Annotated in this window: 17 protein-coding genes; 6 read left to right on the plus strand and 11 right to left on the minus strand. The window is 54.6% G+C overall.

Going from position 1 to position 21,954, the window contains the following annotated elements; translation table 11 throughout:
• Position 1 precedes the first annotated feature (1 nt).
• The 5 genes from WCX18_RS09120 to WCX18_RS09140 form a co-directional block, all read right to left on the minus strand.
• Entirely contained in the window at positions 2-727 is a 726-nt protein-coding gene (locus WCX18_RS09120; protein WP_345987288.1) for a hypothetical protein, read from the minus strand.
• Between the two features lie 112 nt (positions 728-839).
• Positions 840-6,284 (minus strand): tandem-95 repeat protein, encoded by a 5,445-nt coding sequence (locus WCX18_RS09125; RefSeq protein ID WP_345987289.1) that lies wholly within the window; start codon positions 6,282-6,284, stop codon positions 840-842.
• A gap of 88 nt (positions 6,285-6,372) precedes the next feature.
• Positions 6,373-7,059 (minus strand): DNA-binding response regulator, encoded by a 687-nt coding sequence (locus WCX18_RS09130; protein ID WP_345987290.1) that lies wholly within the window; start codon positions 7,057-7,059, stop codon positions 6,373-6,375.
• On the minus strand, positions 7,056-8,243 hold the full coding sequence (locus WCX18_RS09135) for a histidine kinase dimerization/phosphoacceptor domain -containing protein (protein WP_345987291.1): 1,188 nt from the start codon (positions 8,241-8,243) through the stop codon (positions 7,056-7,058). The genes WCX18_RS09130 and WCX18_RS09135 overlap by 4 nt, the downstream gene beginning before the upstream one ends.
• 63 nt (positions 8,244-8,306) lie before the next feature.
• Positions 8,307-8,966, minus strand: a complete 660-nt coding sequence (locus tag WCX18_RS09140; RefSeq protein ID WP_345987292.1) for a GNAT family N-acetyltransferase — start codon at positions 8,964-8,966, stop codon at positions 8,307-8,309.
• A 350-nt stretch (positions 8,967-9,316) separates the two neighbouring features.
• On the opposite strand from WCX18_RS09140, the gene WCX18_RS09145 reads away from it, so the two are divergent.
• Positions 9,317-9,535 (plus strand): cold-shock protein, encoded by a 219-nt coding sequence (locus WCX18_RS09145; protein WP_231018757.1) that lies wholly within the window; start codon positions 9,317-9,319, stop codon positions 9,533-9,535.
• A 102-nt stretch (positions 9,536-9,637) separates the two neighbouring features.
• On the opposite strand, the gene WCX18_RS09150 is transcribed toward WCX18_RS09145, so the two are convergent.
• Together WCX18_RS09150 and WCX18_RS09155 are read right to left on the minus strand one after the other, a co-directional pair.
• The gene (locus WCX18_RS09150) at positions 9,638-9,817 is read right to left on the minus strand and encodes a hypothetical protein (protein ID WP_345984867.1); all 180 of its coding nucleotides are present in this window, start codon (positions 9,815-9,817) and stop codon (positions 9,638-9,640) included.
• Positions 9,817-11,163: a DEAD/DEAH box helicase gene (locus tag WCX18_RS09155; protein ID WP_345987293.1), complete on the minus strand. Its 1,347-nt coding sequence runs from the start codon at positions 11,161-11,163 to the stop codon at positions 9,817-9,819. The genes WCX18_RS09150 and WCX18_RS09155 overlap by 1 nt, the downstream gene beginning before the upstream one ends.
• 356 nt (positions 11,164-11,519) lie before the next feature.
• On the opposite strand from WCX18_RS09155, the gene WCX18_RS09160 reads away from it, so the two are divergent.
• Both WCX18_RS09160 and WCX18_RS09165 read left to right on the plus strand, forming a co-directional pair.
• Positions 11,520-11,870 carry a DUF3147 family protein gene (locus WCX18_RS09160; RefSeq protein WP_345987294.1) on the plus strand — a complete coding sequence of 117 codons (351 nt, stop codon included), beginning with the start codon at positions 11,520-11,522 and terminating at the stop codon, positions 11,868-11,870.
• 50 nt (positions 11,871-11,920) lie between these two features.
• Complete coding sequence (locus tag WCX18_RS09165) at positions 11,921-12,466, plus strand: flavin reductase family protein (protein WP_345987295.1); 546 nt, start codon at positions 11,921-11,923, stop codon at positions 12,464-12,466.
• A 48-nt stretch (positions 12,467-12,514) separates the two neighbouring features.
• On the opposite strand, the gene WCX18_RS09170 is transcribed toward WCX18_RS09165, so the two are convergent.
• Together WCX18_RS09170 and WCX18_RS09175 are read right to left on the minus strand one after the other, a co-directional pair.
• On the minus strand, positions 12,515-14,584 hold the full coding sequence (locus WCX18_RS09170) for a hypothetical protein (RefSeq protein ID WP_345987296.1): 2,070 nt from the start codon (positions 14,582-14,584) through the stop codon (positions 12,515-12,517).
• 176 nt (positions 14,585-14,760) lie between these two features.
• Positions 14,761-15,690, minus strand: a complete 930-nt coding sequence (locus WCX18_RS09175; RefSeq protein WP_345987297.1) for a DMT family transporter — start codon at positions 15,688-15,690, stop codon at positions 14,761-14,763.
• Positions 15,691-15,727: 37 nt separating this feature from the next.
• Between WCX18_RS09175 and WCX18_RS09180 the strand changes: the two genes are divergently transcribed.
• Positions 15,728-16,603 (plus strand): DUF6544 family protein, encoded by an 876-nt coding sequence (locus WCX18_RS09180; RefSeq protein ID WP_345987298.1) that lies wholly within the window; start codon positions 15,728-15,730, stop codon positions 16,601-16,603.
• Between the two features lie 166 nt (positions 16,604-16,769).
• Positions 16,770-17,477: a DUF1003 domain-containing protein gene (locus WCX18_RS09185; RefSeq protein ID WP_345987299.1), complete on the plus strand. Its 708-nt coding sequence runs from the start codon at positions 16,770-16,772 to the stop codon at positions 17,475-17,477.
• Between the two features lie 29 nt (positions 17,478-17,506).
• Here the strand turns inward: WCX18_RS09185 and WCX18_RS09190 are convergent, their stop codons facing one another.
• Entirely contained in the window at positions 17,507-20,017 is a 2,511-nt protein-coding gene (locus tag WCX18_RS09190; protein ID WP_345987300.1) for an MMPL family transporter, read from the minus strand.
• A 136-nt stretch (positions 20,018-20,153) separates the two neighbouring features.
• Here WCX18_RS09190 and WCX18_RS09195 point away from each other — a divergent pair, with 136 nt between their 5' ends.
• The gene (locus tag WCX18_RS09195) at positions 20,154-20,780 is read left to right on the plus strand and encodes an NAAT family transporter (RefSeq protein ID WP_345987301.1); all 627 of its coding nucleotides are present in this window, start codon (positions 20,154-20,156) and stop codon (positions 20,778-20,780) included.
• Between the two features lie 62 nt (positions 20,781-20,842).
• Here the strand turns inward: WCX18_RS09195 and WCX18_RS09200 are convergent, their stop codons facing one another.
• Positions 20,843-21,850: a hypothetical protein gene (locus WCX18_RS09200; RefSeq protein ID WP_345987302.1), complete on the minus strand. Its 1,008-nt coding sequence runs from the start codon at positions 21,848-21,850 to the stop codon at positions 20,843-20,845.
• Positions 21,851-21,954 lie beyond the last annotated feature (104 nt).

The raw sequence follows: 21,954 nt of genomic DNA on the forward strand, positions 1-21,954 counted from the left end.
GCTATTTCCCCAGCGTATAGAGGTTGTTGCTGCCATGGCAGGCCGCCTGGAAACGCTCTTTGAGTTCCCGGTCGTAGGTCATGATGAAGACGTCGGCCTGCCGCAGCTTCAGCCGCTCGAACTCCCCCAGCAGAAAATCGTCCGCCACGTTCTTGCCGTGATCGACGACGGTAAAATTGAACGACTCAAGCCGTTTGCCGTAATCGTACAGCTCCGCCTCCCACTCCCGCCGTTTGAGGTAGAGCGAGTCGGGGTTCGCCGCCAGGTAGATACGGTCGTCGGGGACGTTGAACTTCTCGATAACGTGAGTGAACATCGGGCCGATGGGGCCGAAGTTCTCGATATCCCAGAAGAGGTAAGCCTTCCGCGTGCGCACACGGCGTTTCTGGTTGAGCAGTTTCAGCCTCTTGGAGATGTTAAGGTGGACATGGGCGTTGTCGTTGGTCAGCTCGATCTGCAGTTTCAGCGCCTCCGCCTCCGCCGTATCGAATCCCAGCACCTTCCCCATGTCGATGAAGAGCTGCAGCTCGACCTGTTCAGCCTGCGCCCCGCCCTTCTGGTAACGCCCCAGCGCCTTGATCTTCTCCGCGGAGAAGAGCAGCGAAAGCGTCGGCGGTTTCTGCTGTGTATAGGCTTTTTTAACGGCGTTAAAGATGGCGTAGGCGTTTGGAGTCTCCGGCATCTCGACCGTGCCTTTGACCTCGTCGCCGATGATGATTTTTTTCATTGCAGTGGATTATAGGCCAAGAGGATAAAAGCGGCCTGATGATTTTGGGAAACGGCCGGTAGGAAACCGGCCGTTCAGGAGAAAAAGATTGAAAAGTGCCCCTCGGGCACTTTTACGGGAAGATCACCGGTCCGCCGGGTACAACCCGGACGAACACCATATCGCCGCCGACCGTCATGTAATTGTTGGTCGCATCGAAACTGACCGTCAGGTTGACCGGGACCTGTGAACCGAGGGTGTCATCGACCGTCAGGCCGAACTCCATGTTCGTATCGCCGGCGATGGTATCGCATCCGGAGGTATCGGTGTCGGTACAGACCGCTCCTTCGTCCGTCGTGGCAGCCGGCGTCATCGTTACCGTATTATTCGCCTCGACCACATAGGTACCGAACTCCGTCATGTTGTAGCGACCGACGGTCCCCGGTTCGGTCCCGACGACTTCCGAACCGTAACTGTCATCAATATCGGCGACCATGTAGTTGCCCGCACCGTCGAGGACCATAATGACGAACTTGATGTTGCCGGTCGTCGACTGGTTGACGATCCAGGCCCCTGCTTCCGTGCTAATCGCACTGCTCAGGCGGTTGAAGACCGCGCTCCCGTCGATACTGGTCAGCGTTGCCGTGTCATTGCCGTTATCGCTGACCGTGGCCCCCACAGCTGTGTCGCCGGCATTGGTGTTGATCAATGGGGAGGCCGAGGTGAAGTTGCCAGAGGCGTCTAGGGTGTACTGCCCTACTTCCACACCGCCGATGACGCCGTTCGTACCCAGGACCTGCTGAACCGCCATGTATTTGTCATTGTCGGCGATAATCAGGAGAGCGTCCATCGTCGTGGTACCGCCCAGTGCCCAGGCACCGACCAGTGTCGCATCGTTCGCGGTCGTAGGCGTGCTGCTGCCCCCTCCGCTCATAAAGTATGCAATCAACGCGTCGCGGGCAATCGCGTTGAACTTCATTTCGATATCGCCCGTGAAGGCCGGATTTTTATCGCCTCCGGTAACGTAATCACTGATACCATCATTTTTGACCGTCGCGGCGTACGGCATCGACCTGCTCGGCAGATCAACGACGATAATATGTCCATTGATCCCGTCGTCCTGTACATACCATGTGCCGCTCTCAACAACAGACGGGACCTGTGGATTGCTGAAGTCTATCAGCATCGCCGTACCGTTGCTGTTGATGTCCGTGTAGCTGTCGCCGGCACCAAACTGGATGCCGGTGTTGCCATTGACGTCGAAGACGTACCCGCTCAGCCCGCCCTGGTTTGCTGCGACGAAGTCCGCCAGGTTCGTGAATGTCATAGAGGAGTAATTGATGTCATATGATGTCAGCGTGTGATAAAAATCGAACTCGTCGCTCAGGCGCAGATGCGCCGGGCGGTAACCCATCGAACCGGCCGGCATCGTGATGCCGAACATCGCTTCAAGGGCCGCCTGATCATAGACGTCCCCCAGATGCGCATAGAGGTGACCGCTCGGCGGGATACTGATATTGAGCTCTGTTCCACCTGAAATGACGGTGTAGGCGTTGCTGTCCATCACAGTACCATTAATATCTTTGAAGAGTACCGTGCCATTCGCGTCAACATAGACGGCATCGGAATCGACGGCATAGACCACGCCGTTTCCGTCCGTCTGCGGCCAGACGCCCCACAGTTCCAAGCCGAAGAGATCGGAGACCTGCGCCTTGGTGAGTCCATCCCATTCAGCTTTACTGTTGATATACGTATTAGAAATTGCCCAGTAATCATCGACCGTCATCGGCGGCGCCGGCGGCGTGTAGTTTGCAAACGCTGACAGAATGTCGTTCATCGCCGTCTGATTATACCCGGCCCCATCACCGCCTACGATAAAGTCCGTCATCGGAGGATTGTACGCACCCCAATAGACCTGGCCGTTATGGATCAGCGTAAAGGAAGGTTCGCCTTCATTGTACAACGCATAGTCGACCAGGCTCGTATTCAGATCCGTACGGACGATCAGGTTCGTGTCATTAGGCAGGGTATCGACCCACCATGTACCGACAACCTCGCTGTTATTACCGTCGATGACAAGATTACCCGTCATGCCGAGCGTCAGTGTCGTAATGTCAGACCCGTTGCTGTCCACGGCGGCGCTACCGCCGGCATTTTTCTGCGTGACGATTGCCGATTGCCACGGCCATGATCCGGTAGTCCAATAGAACGTTCCGTCGGCATTCATATGGTCTTCAAGCGTCGTATAGCCCAGGCCATTACTCCAGTGTGTATAGAAGATCTCAGTGACTGCCTTATAGAGAAGTTCATGCTGTTTCGCGCCGCTGGAGAATGTGACAGGCATCGTCGTTCCACTGCCGGTTGGGATATCCAACGTCTGGCCGCTCAGGTCCGTCACCGTTCCGATACGAATCGCTTCGTGCTGGAAGGAGAGCGTCAATGCATCCGCGCTGATCGTGTAATCGATCTGCAGATCGGAGTCCGGGACCCAGACGGCGTTGATTTCATCCCATGTCACCATATTCGGATCGATCGGGACCTCACTCCAGTTGTTGTCAACAGTGTGAATATAGGTCAGTCTGTCGATTGCCCCATTGTTGAGCAGGTGCTGCGTGTACATCGGCACGTTTGCCGTGCCGTTATCCTCCAGCCAGTAATCATACAGATACTGTCCGTCGTAGAAACTGTAATCTGTCAGGACAGGATCGGCGACGACATTGACGGTAAAGGTCTCCTGGGCGGTAAGAATACCGTCGCTGACGGTCACCGTCACCGTTGCCGTACCGATACCGGTCGGGTCGACCGCCACCGTCGTACCGTTCGCCGAAACCGAGGCGACGCCCGTATTGGAGGATACAGCGTCCAGCGTCAGCGCATCGCCGTCAACATCGGCAATGGAAACCGGTACTTCATAGATCGGTGCGCTGACCGCCACTGCCGGCGGGTTGCCGATGGGGTCGATCGTCGGGGCGTCGTTGACCGGAGCGACCGTGACCGTGACCGTCGCCGGGAGCGAAGTCGCGCCCTGGTTATCCTGGATCGTGTAGGTAAAGCTGTCCGTACCGTTGAAGTTGGCATTCGGCATGTAGGTCACAACACCCGTCGTCGGGTTGACGCTCAGGTTGCCGTCCGTCGCTCCGAAGGCCGCCACTGTCATAGCATCCACCGAGCCGTCGCTGTCGCTGGTGTGTGCCACCACGTCGATCAGCACCGCCGTGTCCTCATCGGTACTGACCGCAAAGTCACCCGCGACGGGCGAGAGGTTGGCGACGACACTGATAGTGACCGTTGCCGGGGCGCTCGTCAGTGTGCCGTCGGAGACCTCATAATCGAAGGTAAAGTTGCCTTCGGACGCGCTGGTGAAAGTAAAGGTACCGTCGCTGTTGAGCGTCAGCCCGGCAAGCGTTCCGACCTGCGTGAAGGTCAGGGTGTCGCCGACATCGATATCCGATGCATACGGACTGAGGTCGCCGTCAAGCAGGGTGTTCGTCGGCACCTGGAATGATGCAGCCGACGCCGTCGGGGCGTCGTTGACGTTAATGACTTCCAGGTCGAAGGCTGCCAGCGATGCCGTCAGCAGCGAGTCGGAGACGGAGATGACGATCCCCGTGGTCGTGCCGACATCGGCATTGCCCGGAGTGCCGGAGAGTGCTCCTGTCGCTGTGTCAAATGTCGCCCAGGAAGGCTTGTTTTGAATGCTGAAAGTCAGCGTGTCGCCGTCGATATCACCCGCACCCGGCGTAAAGCTGTACGGCGCATCCTGGTTCACCGACGTGGCCGGCGTTCCGCTGATCGTCGGTGCGTCGTTCACGTTGACGACGGTGACGGAGAAGAGCGGGAGAGAGACAGTGGCTATACCGTCGGTCACCGAGATATTGATGTCCGCGGTCGTACCGACGTCGCCGTTGCCCGGCGTACCCGTCAGCGCCCCCGTTGCCGGGTCGAACGCCGCCCATGCGGGCGGGTTGGCGATGCTGAAGGTCAGCGTATCGCCGTCGACGTCACCGGAAGAAGGCGTAAAGCTGTACGGCGCGTCCTGGTCAACCGACGTCGTCGGCGTACCGCCGATCGTCGGCGCATCGTTTACCGGGGTGACCGTAACCGAGACATTGCCCTCTGCACTGCGCCCCGTACCGTCACCGACCGTATAGGTAAAGCTGTCCGGACCGTTGTAGTTCGCGGCCGGGGTGTAGGTGACCGTCCCGTTCGGATTGAGCGTTGCCGTACCGTGGCCCGCGGATGAGACGGCAGCCACAAAGAGCGTATCGCCGTTTTGGTCCGTATCGTTCGCCAGGACGTTGAGTGTCGCGTTGGTATCTTCATCGAGGGTCAGGCTGTCGCCCACCGCGACCGGTGCATACTCGTTGCGCTTGACGACCAGGTCGAAGACCCGGTTGTTCATGACCAGGCTGTTCGCCACCGTCGCTTTGAGCGCCACGGCCACATCCGCCGTATCGCTGCGCGTCACGGCACCGGTAGCGACATCAATGACGCCCGCAGGCGTCGCCGACCATGTCAGGTTCAGATCCGGGGTATCGAATGGTGCTGCGGCAGGATCGCTCAGCACCAGATCGGCCGTAATACTCGCATTGGCCGTATTCGTCCCGAGATAGGTGATATTGTTTGTAAGGGCATCTTCAACCTCTGCCAGCGCGGCGATCATCGGGTCGACGTAGGTTCCCGTTTCGATCTCCTGCGCGACCTGGGTCGTGTTCATGTCGTCGAGTGTCGTCGTCAGATCGCTGACGGCTGTGAGATCGCCGTTTTCGATCGCCCCCTCCGCCGCTTCGGCATAGGTATTGATGGTTTCGCCGAAACCGTCCAATTCGCTCACCGTCGTGACATTGGCAGCGAGTGCATCGATCGTCCCCGCCAGCGTTTCGACGAAAGTCGTGATCGACGGATCGAGCGTAACGCCCTTGTCGGTACTGACCTTTGCGGCGAGCTCGGTCGCATTGAAGTCGCCGCTGAACGTTGTCGAAGCCAGCGATTCAAACACCTGCGCATAGGCCTCGTCAAAGGTCTCGCCGTCGCTTTTCGTGGCCGCGGTCAACACTTCGGCGACCTTCTGCACTTTCTGTGCCGCCATAAAGCTGTCGCTGTCGAGCATCGGGTCGATTTTCACCGCATCGGCGCTGATCCCCAGATTGGCGGCGACCGCATCGGCCGCCGTATCGAACGTCATCGTCGGGTCCGAAGCCATGATCGCCGCGACATAGGTTGTCAGCGGCGAAAGGACGATGGGACGAGTCGCGTCATAGACGGTTGAGAGCCGCCCTTCAAAAGGGAAGCCGGTACTGATATCGGTACCGCCGTAGGCGTAGATCTTTGTCCCGTCGGCGATCGTCCCCGCAAAAGCGAAGTCCCCGTTCGTATCGGTCACCGTCGACAGCTCCGTATCGTTATGTTCCCCTTCGCCGGTACTGTCGGCAAAGACGGTCGCACCCGACACATAGCCGTCAATGACTCCGCCGCTGCTTGCAGGGTCGCTGCTGCTGCCCCCGCCTCCACCGCCGCCGCAGCCACCGATCGTGAGCACGGCAGCCGCAGAGAGCATGATTTTTCTAAATTCAACCATAATCAACTCCTGAAGTTTTTTCCTACTGCAAGGTACAGGAAAAAAGTCAAAAAAAGTCAAAAAGTGAAGTGAAGCGAAGAATGGAGGTTTATGAAAGAATGTAACCCTGCTTGCTGAGATTTTTGATCTGGAGTTCCGGTACACGTTTCCGCAGGGAGTAAACGACCGTTTTTAAAGAAGATGAAGAGACCTCGCCGTCGGCCCAGATGGCAAACTCGAGATCGTTGTAGCTCACCACCTGGTGGCGGTGCGCCACCAGATGCGCCAGCAGAACGTTCTGTTTGACCGTCAGCGTCACTTCCGTACCGTTGACGTAGAGACGGCCGTCGGAGGGGTCATAGGTGTGATGGGGGGAGAGATCGATAGTGCCGCCGCTTTGCGTGTCTTCCTCGCAGGGGGAGCGTTCCTGCATACGGTGCCGGGCCGTGCGGAGGACCGTTTCGAGCTCCTCCGGGCCGAAAGGCTTCATGACGTATCCGTAAGCCAGGGGGCGGAACGCCCGCTGCAGGGTCTCGTTGTCGCAGTAGGCCGTGATATAGATGATCGGTACTGCGTGTTTTTCCCAGATCTTGTCGCTCAGGGAGAAACCGTCTATATTCCCCCGGATGTTCACATCCATCAGCAGCAGCGCGGGGAGCTCCTCTTCGAGGGCCGCAATGACGGAGAGGGCGTTGTCGAATGTGCCGATCACCCGGATGCCCCACCCTTTGAGGAGACTGGCGATATAGCGGGCCGTCAGCATTTCATCTTCAACGACCATTACGGAGTCAATCATGCCTGTTCCTCCTTTGCGTCAAATGCCACGCTAATCGTCACGCCGCCGTCGGAAATAATATCCAACGTACTGTTGTCCAAACTCTTGACAAGGTCCGACATCAGCATCATCCCGATCCCTTCTGACGTCGGCCCCTCTTCGCTGATCCCCTTGCCGTAATCGCGTATCTGCAGGGTATAGCTGTCACTGTCGCGGTGCACGAGCCGGATGAGGATCTCACCGTTTTGTTCACCGTGATAGGCGTGCTTGATCGCATTGGTCACGCCTTCATTGACGATCAGACCGATCGCCAATGCATTTCGGATTCCCATGCGGATGGACTTTTCGCATTCGCAATGGATCTGCACCGTCGATATTTTCTGAAGGTTCTGCGTCAGCATCTGCAGATAGTGGTGCATGTCGATGTCTTCGAAATCATCCGCGCCGTAGAGGTTTTCATGCACCATCGCCATCGCCCGCAAACGGCCGATATTTTCGGTGAAATATTTTCGGTACTTCGGATCTTCAATCTTTTCGGACTGCAGCCACAGCAGGCTCATGATGACCTGCATGTTGTTCTTGACGCGGTGGTGAAGCTCCCGGAGCATCACTTCCCGCTCCCGTGCCGTTTTTGCCAGGCGCACTTCATAATCCACGCGCATCTGTTCGAAATAGTAGACGACGAACGAGATGGCGACATAGCCGACAAACATCTGGATGAGGAGTCCCGCAGGGAAAATGGGGTCGCCGATATCGAGCGCGCTCAGCAACAGTACCGCGCCGATGCCCGATGCATTCAGCACGCTCCACCGGATCCCCCGTTCCAGCCCGTGCTGGGCGAAGACGTAGATCGGCAGCGACGCCGTCCAGAAGAGTGCGGAGTCTTTTTCAAACCCGTCGATGTGCAGCGAGAGAATGGCCAGTCCCGAAATCACCCCGACAAGGATGCTCGAGGTCGTTGCCAGCTCGACCCTCCGGCTGCGGAACAGGGCATTGTTGATCAGGATGATCACGATCCCGAACAGTTCGAGGATGGCAAGCGTCTCAAAACCGTGGGTCAGGTTGTTGTAAATGTCCATCGCCAGGACCAGGACCGCGAAGATCGTTATAAGGTTCGCAATGACGGAACGTTTATGCTCGATCGAGTCTTCGGGATAGTCGATATTGTCGCGGATGATTTTTTTGCACCAGGAAGAACAGAACATTCAGCCATCATAGCATGTTTTTATGCCTGTTTCATTAGCACGCTTCGAATGCGCCGCAGCGACCTAGCGCGCGGAATTTTTCTCCTCTGCCTCTTCCATACACGCGATCAGTTCCGTCTGCATATAGGCGCCCTGGAGTTTGGCCAGTCCGGCGTCATGCAGGTTCTGCTGATCCGTATTTAGCGCCGCGTCGTTGTCCGCGACCCGGTCGTGGATGCTCTGAAGCGCCGTCCCGGCCAGGGTTTCCGCCGAAGCGGAATCAACCATCTCCCGCAAACCGTCGAGCCCCTCGGCGGGAACCGGAAGATTGCAGTAGTAATCCCTTGTCGACGTCAGCCCCCAGTAGCAAAACCCCAGCGAGAGGTAAAAATCGAGCGACTGGGGGACGCAGACCGCTTTGAAACGCCGGACATGCGAATGCACGGCCAGTTCGAATACCCACTGCAGCAGCATCAGCGCGTAGCCGTGCCGCCGGTGGCAGAGCGGGGTGAGGATATTGTGGATGGTCAAATATTCGTAATAGCGGTCGATCTTGTAGAAGAGGTAGCACAGATGTTCCCCCGTGTCGTCGGTGAGGATGACGCTTCCCCCGGCGTTCCAGCTGTAATGGCGGTCCCACCACCGCAGCGCCTGGTCGGCGAACCCCCTGCTCTTCGCATCGCCGATCTGCGCGATGGAATCAAGGTACTCTTTTCGGTTGACATCGATAACACGGTAAGGCATAGGCGCCCCTTTGCAAGCCAATAATAATGCTTGAAAAGAGCAAACTTCACAGAGGTATTATGAGTGACAGAGTTGTACTGTGTCCACTATAACACTCCGGCGGTGTCTGCGGGCTTCACGGGTGTATAATATGTAACCATTCAGGCAAACTCCCTCCTTCTCCTTCGGCGCACCTGCATTTCAGCTTGCGATGTATCTGATTTTGAGATATGATACAGCACAAGAAAGATGATAGAGTGAGTTTCATCTTGGTTAGTTAAGTATTGAAGGCATTCTTTCCTCAATTTTTTCGATACCTTGCAGAGTGCTCCACATTCAATTTCGACGACTACATTACACAAGGACTTGCTTTGGCAGATCTTAAAAAGGGAACCGTTAAGTGGTTCAACAGTGAAAAAGGCTATGGGTTCATCTCCCCTGAAGACGGCGGTAAAGACGTATTTGTACACTTTCGCCAGGTCAACAGAAGCGGTTACGGCCGTGTCGAACTCCAAGAAGGTCAGGAAGTGACTTTCGAGATCGGCGAAGGGCAGAAAGGCCCGCAGGCAGAGAACGTTACTCCGCTCTAAGCCCCTATCGGCGGAACGCTCCGCCGTCGGGACACCTTTTAAAACCCTTCAGCGTCCTGGAGGATTTTAAAAGATGCCCTTCCCCGGCTTGGAAAATCCAGGCTAGGCTTCCGGCGCGTTTACCGCTGCCGGTTCCGTTTCCTCTTCGGGAACGTAGATCTCCGGAAGCGGCACATAATCATCGCTTTTCTTGACCTCTTTCTTGAGGCGTTTCGCCTCTTTCTTCTGCTTTTTATCCAGTTCCCGGCGCCGTTTTTCGAATGTCTGCGTACTGCGGGCCATCAGCGCGCTCCCGCTTTCATCTGCGAGAGATAGGCTGCGACATCTTCCGCGCGCATCGGCTGCTCTTTGCGGCGGTCATTCTGTGCGTCGCGCTTTTTGTCACGCTGCCCCTGGCGCGGCTTGGCATCCGTACGCTCGTTACCGTTGCGTGCCGGCCGTTTGCCCGAAGCGTTCGTTTTCGGCTTGGATGAGGATACCACTTTTTCGGGCAGACGGGTTTCGAACCCTTCGACCGTTTTTTGCGGGATCGACGCCTTGATCAGCTTTTCGATGTTGCGAAGGTATTCGGCCTCTTCGGCGCAGACCAGCGAAACGGCCTCGCCCTCGTTGCCCGCGCGCCCCGTACGGCCGATGCGGTGCACGTAGTCTTCGGGCACGTTCGGCAGCTCGAAATTGACGACGTGCGGCAGCTGGTCAATATCGATCCCGCGCGCCGCGATGTCCGTCGCCACGAGGACGCGGACCCGCTTCGCCTTGAAGGCCGCCAGTGCCTTGGTGCGTGCGTTCTGTGTCTTGTTGCCGTGGATCGCCTCGGATGGGATGCCGTCAGATATTAGCTGCTTGCACAGGCGGTTCGCCCCGTGCTTCGTCCGCGTGAAGACCAGGATCTGCTCCCAGCCGTTGGATGTGATGAGCGTGGAGAGCAGTGCGCGCTTGCGGTCCTGCTTGACCGGGTAGACGACCTGTGCGACACGCTCGGAAGCTGTGTTGCGGCGGGCGACTTCGATGAGCGCCGGGCTGTGCAGCAGGCCGTCGGCCAGCGTCTTGATCTCATCGGAGAAGGTCGCGGAAAAGAGCAGCTTCTGCGCCTTTTTCGGGACGAGCTTGAGCACCTTCTTGATGTCGTGAATAAACCCCATATCGAGCATGCGGTCCGCCTCGTCGAGAATAAGCAGCTCGATGCGCGAAAGGTCGATGTTCTTCTGATTCGCATGGTCGAGCAGGCGCCCCGGCGTCGCCACGACAATGTCCACGCCGCCGCGCAGTTTATTGATTTGCGGGTTGATGTTGACCCCGCCGAAGATCACCGCCGAGTTCAGCTTCAGGTGTTTGCCGTAGGTTTCGACGCTCTGTCCCACCTGTGCGGCCAGTTCACGTGTCGGCGTCAACACCAGTGCACGGACGGGACGTTTGCCCTTGGAGGGTGCCGCTTGCGAGAGCAGCTGCAGCATCGGCAGGGTAAAGCCCGCCGTTTTGCCCGTGCCCGTCTGGGCGCCGGCAAGGAGATCTTTCCCGCTGAGCACGACGGGGATCGCCTGTGCCTGGATGGGAGTAGGTTCGCTGTAGCCGGTATCGGCGACAGCACGCAAAAGAGGCTCTGACAAGCCCAGTGTTGAAAATGACATATGTATTCCTGTCAATGAGGGGAGAGTGTAAGATCCTCTTAGGATCCGTACGTTCCCTCAAGCCTGCCAAACATCCGAAAACATTATCGATCCAGGCTATATGGTAAAAAAATTGTTAAGGTAATCAGTAGATGCGCTAAGCGATCAAAGAAGTACGAAAACGGAGACAGTCGCAGACCGTGGTGCGCTGAAAGTATTGACATTATACCATAACCCGCACTCCTTCGGTTCGCAGCCTGCACCGGACCGACAATGACAATCTTCTTCTTGGCCACCGGGGCACCGTGCCCTGAAGGTTTCAGGCTATAATAGTTCCCATTGGAATGCCGTCTTCCCCGCGGTATGAAAGGGAGCAGATGTATTACTACATCGTCAAAATCATCACCACGACGCTGCTGATCGTCGTGATCTCCGAAATCTCCAAAAGAAGCACCCTCATAGGGAGTATCCTCGCTTCGATCCCCCTTGTCTCGGTCCTGGCGATGATCTGGCTCTATGTCGACACCGGGGATACCCAAAAAGTGACGGAACTCTCCTACAGCATATTCTGGCTGGTTATTCCGTCGCTGACACTGTTCCTCTCCCTTATGCTGATGCTCAAGCGGGGCGTCGGGTTTTTTCCGGCCATGGCGCTTTCGATTGTCGTAACCGTTCTGGCCTACTATCTGATGATCGCGCTTCTGGAGAAGTTCAATATCAAGCTGTAGCAGTGAAGACACCCTGAAGAACGCCCCGAGGTGTAAACAAGGAGAATGCAATGATGGAAAAAATGCCGATCGGAAAAGCCTTTACGCTGATGGAGCCCGGCCCGGTCGTCCTTGTGACGACCAAAGACGGAGAAAAAAACAATATCATGACCATCTCCTGGACGATGGTGATGGATTTTACGCCGGTGTTCGCCATCACCACAGGTCCGTGGAACTACTCGTATGCCGCGCTGCAACAAATGCGCGAGTGCGTCATTGCGATCCCTACCGTCGACCTCATCGACACGATCGTCGGCATCGGCACCTGCAGCGGCTCGGATACGGACAAATTCGGGAAATTCGGGTTGACGCCGCTCCATGGCGGATTTGTCGGCGCACCGCTGATCAAAGAGTGCCTGGCGAACATCGAGTGCACGGTCGTCGATATCATCGAAAAGCACAACATCATCGTACTCGAAAGCGTGGCCGCATGGTTCGACCATACACGACAGGAGCAGCGGACTCTTCACGCCGTCGGCGACGGTACTTTCATCGTCGACGGCGAAAGACTCGACCGCAAGCGGATGATGCGTTCAAAACTTCCTGACGGCATCTGACACGCAAGGAAAGGTGTTTAAAAGCTCCAAAATATAAATCTTAGTATTTTATTTTTTCCATGCCATCCAAGCCTCTTCAACTTGCCTTCCAATTACTTTCTCATCATTTGCGTGTTTTTCCATGTATTGTTCTTTGAATTTTTTTGCACTTAAAATAAGATTAGCATCTGATAAGTTGTCATTTTCTATTTTTGCTAACGTATCCCAAATCTGACTACTTAGTTCAAGATCTGATTCTTCTTGCATAGCAGCAAAATCGAGTAGATGTGAAACTGAAGTATCACCATCACCTTTTGCAAGCGATAAGTAATCAATAATTGCAATGGGATGCATTACATAATATCCATCATGTCCATCTGGATTTATCATTGAATGCATTTTGTCCCATGTACACAGTACTTTTGCTATACCTGAAGAAACATAATCTCCAGACAAATAACATATTACACGTGCATCATGTCTGATCAGTACATCAGCTCGTGTCAAATGTTTTTCAATTACAAAAGTTCTAAGCTCTTCAATCTTTGAATGAAGGTGCTCAACAAAAAAATTCTCTACAGTAAAACTATATCGCGATGCAATCCCGTTAAGTTCTCTTACTACTCTATCTCTAATTGAAAAAAACGCCACGTCTGACATATCAGCACTAATAGCATCTAATCTGACACCGAAAATTCGGACATAATCTTCAAAAGAAAGATTCTGATCACGCTTTTTATACTTTGAATAATGGCTTACAAATGCGTTCCCAGAATAAGAAAGATCTATGTCTTTCTCAATTATATGTTTATAATCCCTACATGCTTCGATAAGATGACTTGCGACTTCTTCCATATAATCAGATGGGATGACTGCTGCAAATTTGTGATCTGAAATAAGTTTAAACAATGATGCACCTGATTGTGAAAACCTATCATGAACTGTATCAAATAACAGACCACAAATTATTGGAATAAAAACTGAAGAATCTATATAGACATTTAAACTTTCTGTTCCGCCTAAAGCATTTATCAGATGAGATGATTCAGTATTTAAAAAAGCATCATACAATTTTGCACAAGCGATATGTTTTGTAAAGTCGGCTTCAGCAAAAAATTCTGCTAGTTTTCTGAAAATTTCAGTTGTTCTCGCATGGCCAAATTTTGAAGTCAATATACTTTTAATACTTTGATATGCATCATTTTCTTTCGCAAGATTATCATACGTACTATATTCCTTACCGGCAAGATAAATTGTAAGATCAAAAAAATTATTAACTAAAATTTCTTCTGTATCTTCATCAATATCTTCTCCTAGCTCTAATATTTTTGCTTTGAAATCACTTTTCAGTAGCTCTAATTCAAGCTCAGTTGTAGTTCTAAGTCCATGAAATTTCTTTTGTTCAACATCTGATAAAAATATAAGTCCACTTTTACTAAGAATCTCACCACTTTGAAAGAGTCTATCGATATTAGAGTTTACTTGAACTAGTTGAGTTTCCTGAAAACTGTAATCATTTTTGATAGTCTCTATCAAATCGCTTCTGATTAATCCAGTTTCATGCCTTGCAAGAATAGACATGATTATTGATTGGAAAAACCTTTGACGTAAATCTTTACTTTTTTGATCAAACAATAGTAGTGAGGAAATTGCTTCATTCTTTGGACCAAGATATTTTGTTTGCGATTTTTTGATGTCATGCAAACCTATCCCCATCAAAGATAATGCTTCAATTACTTGATTTTGATTTATTAAGCGTGTAGCAATGGCTTGATTATCATATTTATTTACTGTAATGCCATGTTCCAAGAAAATTTCTTCTTTGACAGTTGAAAAAGATCCTTCAGGTATCCTACGTGATGATAAAAAGTACATCAAGTTTGTTTCATAGTTATTTTTTAATTTGCGGGCATCCTTTTCTATTTTATCTTTCCATTTTTTTTCTACTGAAATTTGAATCCCTATACGAACACCCGTCGCAGGCATCGTAACCAAATGAAAATCTTTTCCACCATCGTAAGGTCCATCACAATAGTTTATATCTTTTAGTCCAATTAAAGGCAAAACCATCGCAACAAGTGATCTAAAAGTTGAAACATCAGATGCTTCAATTAATCTAGACAAAGATTCAATATTCATTATTTCCCTTATTCAATAATTATCTACTTTGGCAATTATATGTATCATATTCTCTTAAAGCTTTAATGTTAGAAAAAATTAAACATGCTAAATCAGGATGGAAGTATTTTGAAAAAATTGTTCGTCCTTCTGTCTTGACCAATATCAGAAGTGTTAACCAATTTGTTCCAATATATTTAAATAGTAAGCTTCGCCGAAAAAAGCGACGTATAGATCCCCGCCCCGATCAGAAGCGCCCCGACGACGTGGTAGAACTGCAGGGTTTCGCCGAGGAAGATGTAGGCCAGTATGGCACCGAAGAGTGGCATGAGGTGGGCGAACTGCCCCGTTTTGGCGGCACCCAAAACATCGATCCCCCTGTTCCAGAAGATATAGGAGAGGATCGAAGCGAACAAAGAGACGTAGATGAAGTAGGCCCAGTAGTTTTCAAGCAGTACCGCTTCCGCGTGGAGCGTATAGCCCTGCGCCAGGTAGATCGGCAGCAGGTAGAGGAAGCCCAGGTACATATTGGCCATAAAAAGCTCCGCACTGCTGAAGCCCGCGGGTTTCAGCTTGAAAAGGACCGAGTACAGCGCCCACGACAGCGAACTCGCCAGCATCCAGAAGTCGCCGTGCACGAGACGGAGCGCCGAGACGCTTCCGAAATCGCCTTTGAGGATCAGGAAAACGACCCCCGCCGTCGACAGTGCGATCCCCGCAACCTGCCGCCTGCTCACGTCATGTTTGAGCATCATCGCTGAGAGGATCAGGATCATGATGGGGACGCTGGAGTTGATGAGCAGCGCGTTCGTCGCCGTCGTTGTCTGCAGGGCCGTGTAAAGGATGGTGTTGAAGAACGTCACGCTGAGAATGGCCAGTACGGACGTCACGATGAAGTGTTCGCGGACCAGCTTCAAGACGTTGCGGAGGCTGACATAGTAAAACGCGGGGAGCAGCATGAGGCAGACGAAGGCCCAGCGGAAAAAGGCCAGCTCCAAAGGCTGTACATCGTCCCGGACGAACCGGCCCAGAATGAAGTTCCCCGACCAGAAAAGCACGCAGAGGCCGACAAGGATATAGACGCTGTACTTCTTCATAATGCCCCCGCTTTCAATGACTAGCGGCATTGTACAGGATTTTGAAATTTGGTTAAGATAGACGGTAATGATTACAGGTAAACGGACACTGCCGATGACGCTGCTCTACCTCTTTATGATCCTGCTCCTACTGATGATTGGGGCACTCTCCCTGCTTCGCCTCTGGGATTGGAACGCAGAGCGGGCCGAATGGCAGCGGCTCCTCTCGAAACAGCCGGAACATCCAGCACAATTCGACCCGCAAGTGGTGAAAGGCCTGCCGGCAGCGGCGCAGCGCTACTTCGCCTACACCATCGCCCCCGGCACGCCCCTGCTAAATGTCGCCGAGATCGACATGAAAGGGCAGTTCAGCCTCAAACCGCCCGAGTATCTGCCCATGCAGGCCCGGCAGATTCTCGCCCTGCCCCACGGCTTCGTCTGGAAGATGCACCTCATCGGCGGCCTGCCTGTTTCCGGCTCCGACACGGGCAGCTGGACACGGTTCAGGATACTGGGGCTCATCCCCGTCGCCCGGACGGGCGGGGACGCCGACCATACCCGCTCCGCCTTCGGCCGCTACGTCATCGAAGCGGTGTTCTGGACCCCGGCGGCCCTGCTGCCCCGACCGGGCATAAGATGGGAAGAAGTAAGTGAAAACGTCGCCCGCGTCACCGTGACCGAAGGGGCGCTTTCGCAGGCGGTGGAGATCACCATCGGTGCCGACGGACAGCCCGCGGAAGTCTCCATGAGGCGCTGGAGCAATGCCAACCCGCAAAAAACGTACCGGTTCCAGCCCTTCGGCGGGACGCTGTCGGATTTCCGCGACGTCTCCGGTTTCCGGCTGCCCTTCAGGGTCGAAGGGGGCAATATGTTCGGTACCGGTGATTACTTCCCCTTTTACAAGGCGGAAGTCACGGCAATCCGTTTTCCCGGAGTGCAGCAAGATAGCTCAGCTACCCGCTGAGACCGTTGGACAGGGCCATTTCAGGACCTCTGAGGACACCTCTCTTTCCAAGTAAACGCCGGAACGGTCCCGACCTTTTAACCTCTTTCCCATACCGATACCCTTGCCGAATATCTCAAACTGTATATAATGAACGATTATTACCCTGACATAGAGGTCCAAAGCCATGAAAACCAAAAACCTCCAAAGCCGGGAAACCTGTGCCGTCTGCGGCAAGCCGTTTGTACGCAGCAAACTGGTATCGGGTGAATCGGTCCGGCAGGAAGTCGCCGACGAGATCCGAAAAGATCACCCGGAATGGTCGCATGAAAAGTTCATCTGCCGACCCGATCTCTCCACCTACCGGGGCAAATACGTCCAGAGCCTGGTGGAGTCGGAGATGGGGGAGCTGACATCGCTGGAGAACGAGGTTCTGCGCAGCCTCACCGAACACGAGCTCCTCTCTGCCAACATCGAAGACTCCTTTGAAAAGCGCTGGAGCCTCGGCGAACGTATGGCGGACCGGCTGGCGTCATTCGGCGGCAGCTGGACCTTTCTCATGCTTTTCGCGTTGTTTCTGCTGCTGTGGATCGGGATAAACTCGGCGGTGCTTTACGTCAAACCGGTCGACCCCTATCCCTACATCTTCCTCAACCTTCTGCTCTCCTGCCTTGCGGCTATCCAGGCACCCATCATTATGATGAGCCAGAACCGCCAGGAGGCCAAGGACCGCCTGCGCTCCCAGCACGACTACCAGGTCAATCTCAAGTCCGAACTGGAAATAAGACACCTGCACGAGAAAATCGACCACCTGATGACCCAGCAGTGGGAACGGCTGGTCCAGATCCAGAAACTGCAGGTCGACCTGCTCTCCGATCTCGGCGAACGTAAATAGCCGCAGTTAAAGGGCCGAGGTGTCAATACCTATGACGCCGTTTCAACGCTTTTCATTGCGATCGGCGGCACCCCGAAAGGCCTGATGAGCAGGATTAGTTTTGGCAGCAGCAGCAGGTCCGCCAAAATGGCAAGAAACATGACCAGCACGGTCAGCAGGCCGAAATAAATCGTCGGTATGAACACGGAGAAGACGAGGATAAAAAACCCGATGATGATCGCGACGGTGGTGTAGGTCATGGCATAGCCCGTGGTCGCGTGGCAGCGCTGCATGGCCGCCACATAGTCCCCGTCCGCCGCCAGCTCATGCTTGAAGCGGTGGATATAGTGGATGGTGTCATCGACGGCGATCCCGATACTGATGGCGGCGATGGTGATGGTCATCATGTCCAGCGGGATGCCGGCCCACCCCATCACGCCGAAAACGGCACCGACGGGGATGACATTGTCCATGATCGCTATGACGGCGGTGAGGAGGGAGCGGAAGAGCGCCCAGAAGGTCAGGAAAAGCAGTGCGACCATCAGCCCCAGCGTCTCGATCTGCGAAGCGAAGAGGCTCTGGAGCATGTTGTTGTAGAGTACCATCAGGCCGGAAATGTGCAGATGTTCCGGGGGGATACCCACATCGGTGATCAACCCCTCCCGCAGCTCTTTCAGCAGCGCGTTGCGGCGCAGGTCGGGATCGGAGTCGGTCAGGCGGAGCGCAAAGCGGACCTGGTTATGGGCGATATCGACGTAGGGGGTGAGAATGATGTCGGCGAACTTCGGCGGCAGCTCGTTGTAAAGCAGTGCCAGATCGAAATTGTCCAGAGGCTTGCCGCTGTTCATCGTACGGCCGACTTCGAGCATCGTCCCCAGTGAGAGGACTTTGCCGACATGGTCCCTTGTTGACAGCCAGTCATGCACCCGCTGCACCACCGCCATACGGTCATCGGTGAACCAGTACTGGGCTTTGGAGGCCTCCGCCGCATACTCCTGCTCAAACTCGGCAAATTCGTCGCTTTCATCTTCCGCCCGCTTCGCCGTGCCGCTCTCGGGCGGGGGCGGGAGATCGATGGTGATATCGAGCGGCGTCGTACCGCCGAGCTGCCGGTCGATGACCGACATGCCCCGGTATATCTCCGTGGAGGGTTTGAAGTAGTTGATGAAGCTGTTTTCCACTTTCAGCTTCTGTGCCCCCGTAACGGCGAATACCACCATCGCAAGGGCTCCGAGGAGAATGACAGCCTTGTCCCGGGCAATGAATCGTGCCAGAATGATGGTCAGCGGGAAGTGCCGGTCGAAACTGGTCTGCGGCGCTTTGCGCTTCAGCAGGACGCCGACCGCCGGAAAGAGCAGATAGATGACAATGAGCGAGACGGCGATACCGATGCTCATCATCCAGCCCAGCGATGCGACGGGTTTGATATCCGAGAGCATCAGCGATGCGAACCCTGCTATAGTGGTAACGATGGCGAAAAAAGCCGGGACGGAGACCGCCAGGGTGCTCTCCAGTACCAGCGTTTCCTGCGCTTCGTCGGGTTTCACCAGAGCCAACTCGCGGTAGCGCACAATCAGGTGGATGATGACCGAGAGCGCGATGATCAGCTGCAGCGAGATGAAATTGGAGGAGATGACCGTGACCTCGAAGCCGAAAAGCCCGAGCAGGCCGGCAGTCATGGCGATGGAGATGGCCAGGATCATCACCGGCAGCAGCACCCAGCGCCATTGGCGGAAGAGCACCCAGAGCACGAGAAGGAGGAGCACCAGTACGGCACTGCCGTAGGTTTCGAGATCGCGCTTGACGAAGGTGATCATGTCGTCGGCAATCATCGTCACGCCGCCGAGAAAAAGCTGGCCGGCTTCATGGTGCGACGCCAGGATGCTTCGCACCGCAAGGATTAGACGGTGGTCCTTGGCCCTTAAGACGTCCCGGTAGGCCTTGAACGCCGCATCCGCCGATGCGAGTTCCTGCTTCTGCACGGCGGTGATGGAACCGTTTTCATCCCTGCTTCTGAGCGCATTCAGACGATCAAGCAGCTCGTAGTAGCGGGCGTCAAAGGTGAGGTTGACCTGAAGCGCCGTCGTTCTGAGATCGGGGCTGACCAGGTTTGAGACATAGAGCGGATTGCGGGCAAGTTCCTGCCGTGCCAGCGTCAGGTTCGCATCCCCCGCGCCGATGGAAGGGATCTTTTCAAGAAGCTCCTTGACGGGTTTCGGCGGGCTCTCCAGCAGCGGCACATTGAGGATGGACGTGACCGAATCGACGCCTTCGACCTTCGCCAGCGCGTCACTGAGCGTCCGTAGGGTATGCAACGTCTCCGGGCTGAGCAGGTCATCCTTCGGCGTGTACGTGACGACAAGAAAATCGGGGCTGCGGTAGCGCTTGGCAACCAGGCGGGAGTAGGCAAGGTCTTTGTCGTGTTCGAGCAGCAGGGTCTCTGCGGAGGCGTCAACACTGAGCTTGGGGATCTGCAGCGCCAGCACCCCCGTCACCAAAAGCAGCAGTGCGATCACGAGGGCGGGATAGCGGAAGACAAAGCCGGTATAGAAACGCTTCAACACTGTTCGGTCTCCCTCCGCCAGATTTTTTCAACTATATTATACTTTTGCAGCGGCATAATCGAAAGAACCGATTGCCTCGTTTGCACCCTTTCAGTACTCCTGGACGGTTGCAGGTACCCAAAGGAAGCACAGCGTGAATTTCGATGTCGTTCTGTACGTGCAGATGGCTATTGCCCTTTTCACCATTTTGGACCCTATCGGCGCCATCCCTCTTTATCTCTCCATGACGCAGGGACAGAGCAGAATAGAACGGCGGCGGCAGATCAGACGGACCGTCATCGCCGTCGCCGTCATCCTGAGCCTCAGTGCATTGGCCGGCAATGCGATCCTGGATTTTTTCGGCATCGACATCCATGTCTTTCAGACGGCCGGCGGCCTCTTTTTGCTGCTGATCGCCCTGAACATGCTTCAAGCCAAGGGGCCGCTTATCAAGACGACGCCCAAGGAGCAGAGCGAGGCGATTGAAAAAGAGGACGTCTCCGTCGTGCCGCTCGCCATGCCGCTGCTCTCCGGGCCGGGTGCCATCAGCACCGTCATCATCTTCTCCTCTTCCATGGAGGGCTACGACGCCAAAGCCGTTTTCATCGGTACCATCGTGGTCGTGGCCCTGACGGTGTGGCCCATTCTGACACTGGCAAAATGGCTCGGCGACCGTATCGGAGCGACGGGCATGAATATCGCCGTTCGGATTATGGGGCTGATCCTTGCTTCCATCGCCGTCAAATTCATCCTCGAAGGTGTCAAAGCCTACCTCTTCTAGCCCGTACAGACTGCGTCCCGACGGGCGACAGTTCTATGGGGCATGATCGTTTTCCGCCCCCTTTACGGGTCGGGAAGCAGACGCTTTTTCAGATTGTCCAAAATCCCGACCGCACGCCGGATGGCATAGCCCAGCAAAAACGCGAACCCGAGCACGACAAAGATCATTTCACCCGAGGTTGAAATCTCCGTCATCTCCGTTTTATCCAGCAGGAAAAAGATGACGCTGACGACAATAGGTGCCATCAGCACCTCGGCAGCCATCGTCGGGATCTCCTGTGCGTCGAAAAGCCCCTCGTTCAGTCGCTTGGAAACATAGAACATCAGACCGATCAGTACGCCGAAAATCGACCAGAAGGCAATCTCCATCCATTTGCCCGCGCCCTGCGTCCAGAGATACAAGGAAGGGGGGATATTGGAATCCTCCTCAATGCCTCTTTTCAGATCCGTGAGCACCGTTTTCGCGTCATCCGCCCTGTGAAGCTCGATCGTCCCGCCGAGTGATCCAAGCGCCGTCAGCGTGGCATAGGAGAGCGCATTGTCGGGCAGATGCTGCCGAAGCGCATCGTAATCCTCCGAGAGGCTCTGCCAGGTCGCATTGTCATCCGCCTGCGCGAGCCGAATACCAATCATCCTGAGCTTTTTCTGTATGAACACGGAACGGTTGCCGTCGGCGGTTCCGGCGACGACAGGTATCCCGAGGGTGGCGTTCTCCTCGCCGTAGGATGCGAAGAAATCGTGCTGGGAAACATAGACGGCAATCATGACTGCCAACAGCAGGGCAAGCAGAGAAAAAACGGTGTAGCCTGCCCGCATGTCGGGAAAATCCACTCCTTTGAGCGCCCGGTTGATGGAAAGGATATCGGTATAGATACGGACCCGCTCCTCTCTTTTAAAATCTTCCCACTTGCGATTATCCTTGCCGCGGGCCATCGTGTCGGGCAGTTTCTCACACCCCTTTTCGTAGGTGTTTTTCAGATCATGCACTGCCTGCATCTGCAGGCCGTTGGGCACGACTCTCTCCAGGAGGTCTGCGATGACCTCCTGCGTCTCCCGCTGTAGCTGTTCCATTGCTTCTTTCGCTGGATTGGCTTCGTTAAACCAGAAAATCTTTCGCTTGAGCATCGTCAACCCTCCTTGCGGCGGCGGTTCAGTACTATCTGGACAACACACCT

Source organism: Sulfurimonas sp. HSL1-2 (genome assembly GCF_039645565.1).
GTDB classification, from domain to species: Bacteria; Campylobacterota; Campylobacteria; order Campylobacterales; family Sulfurimonadaceae; genus Thiomicrolovo; species Thiomicrolovo zhangzhouensis.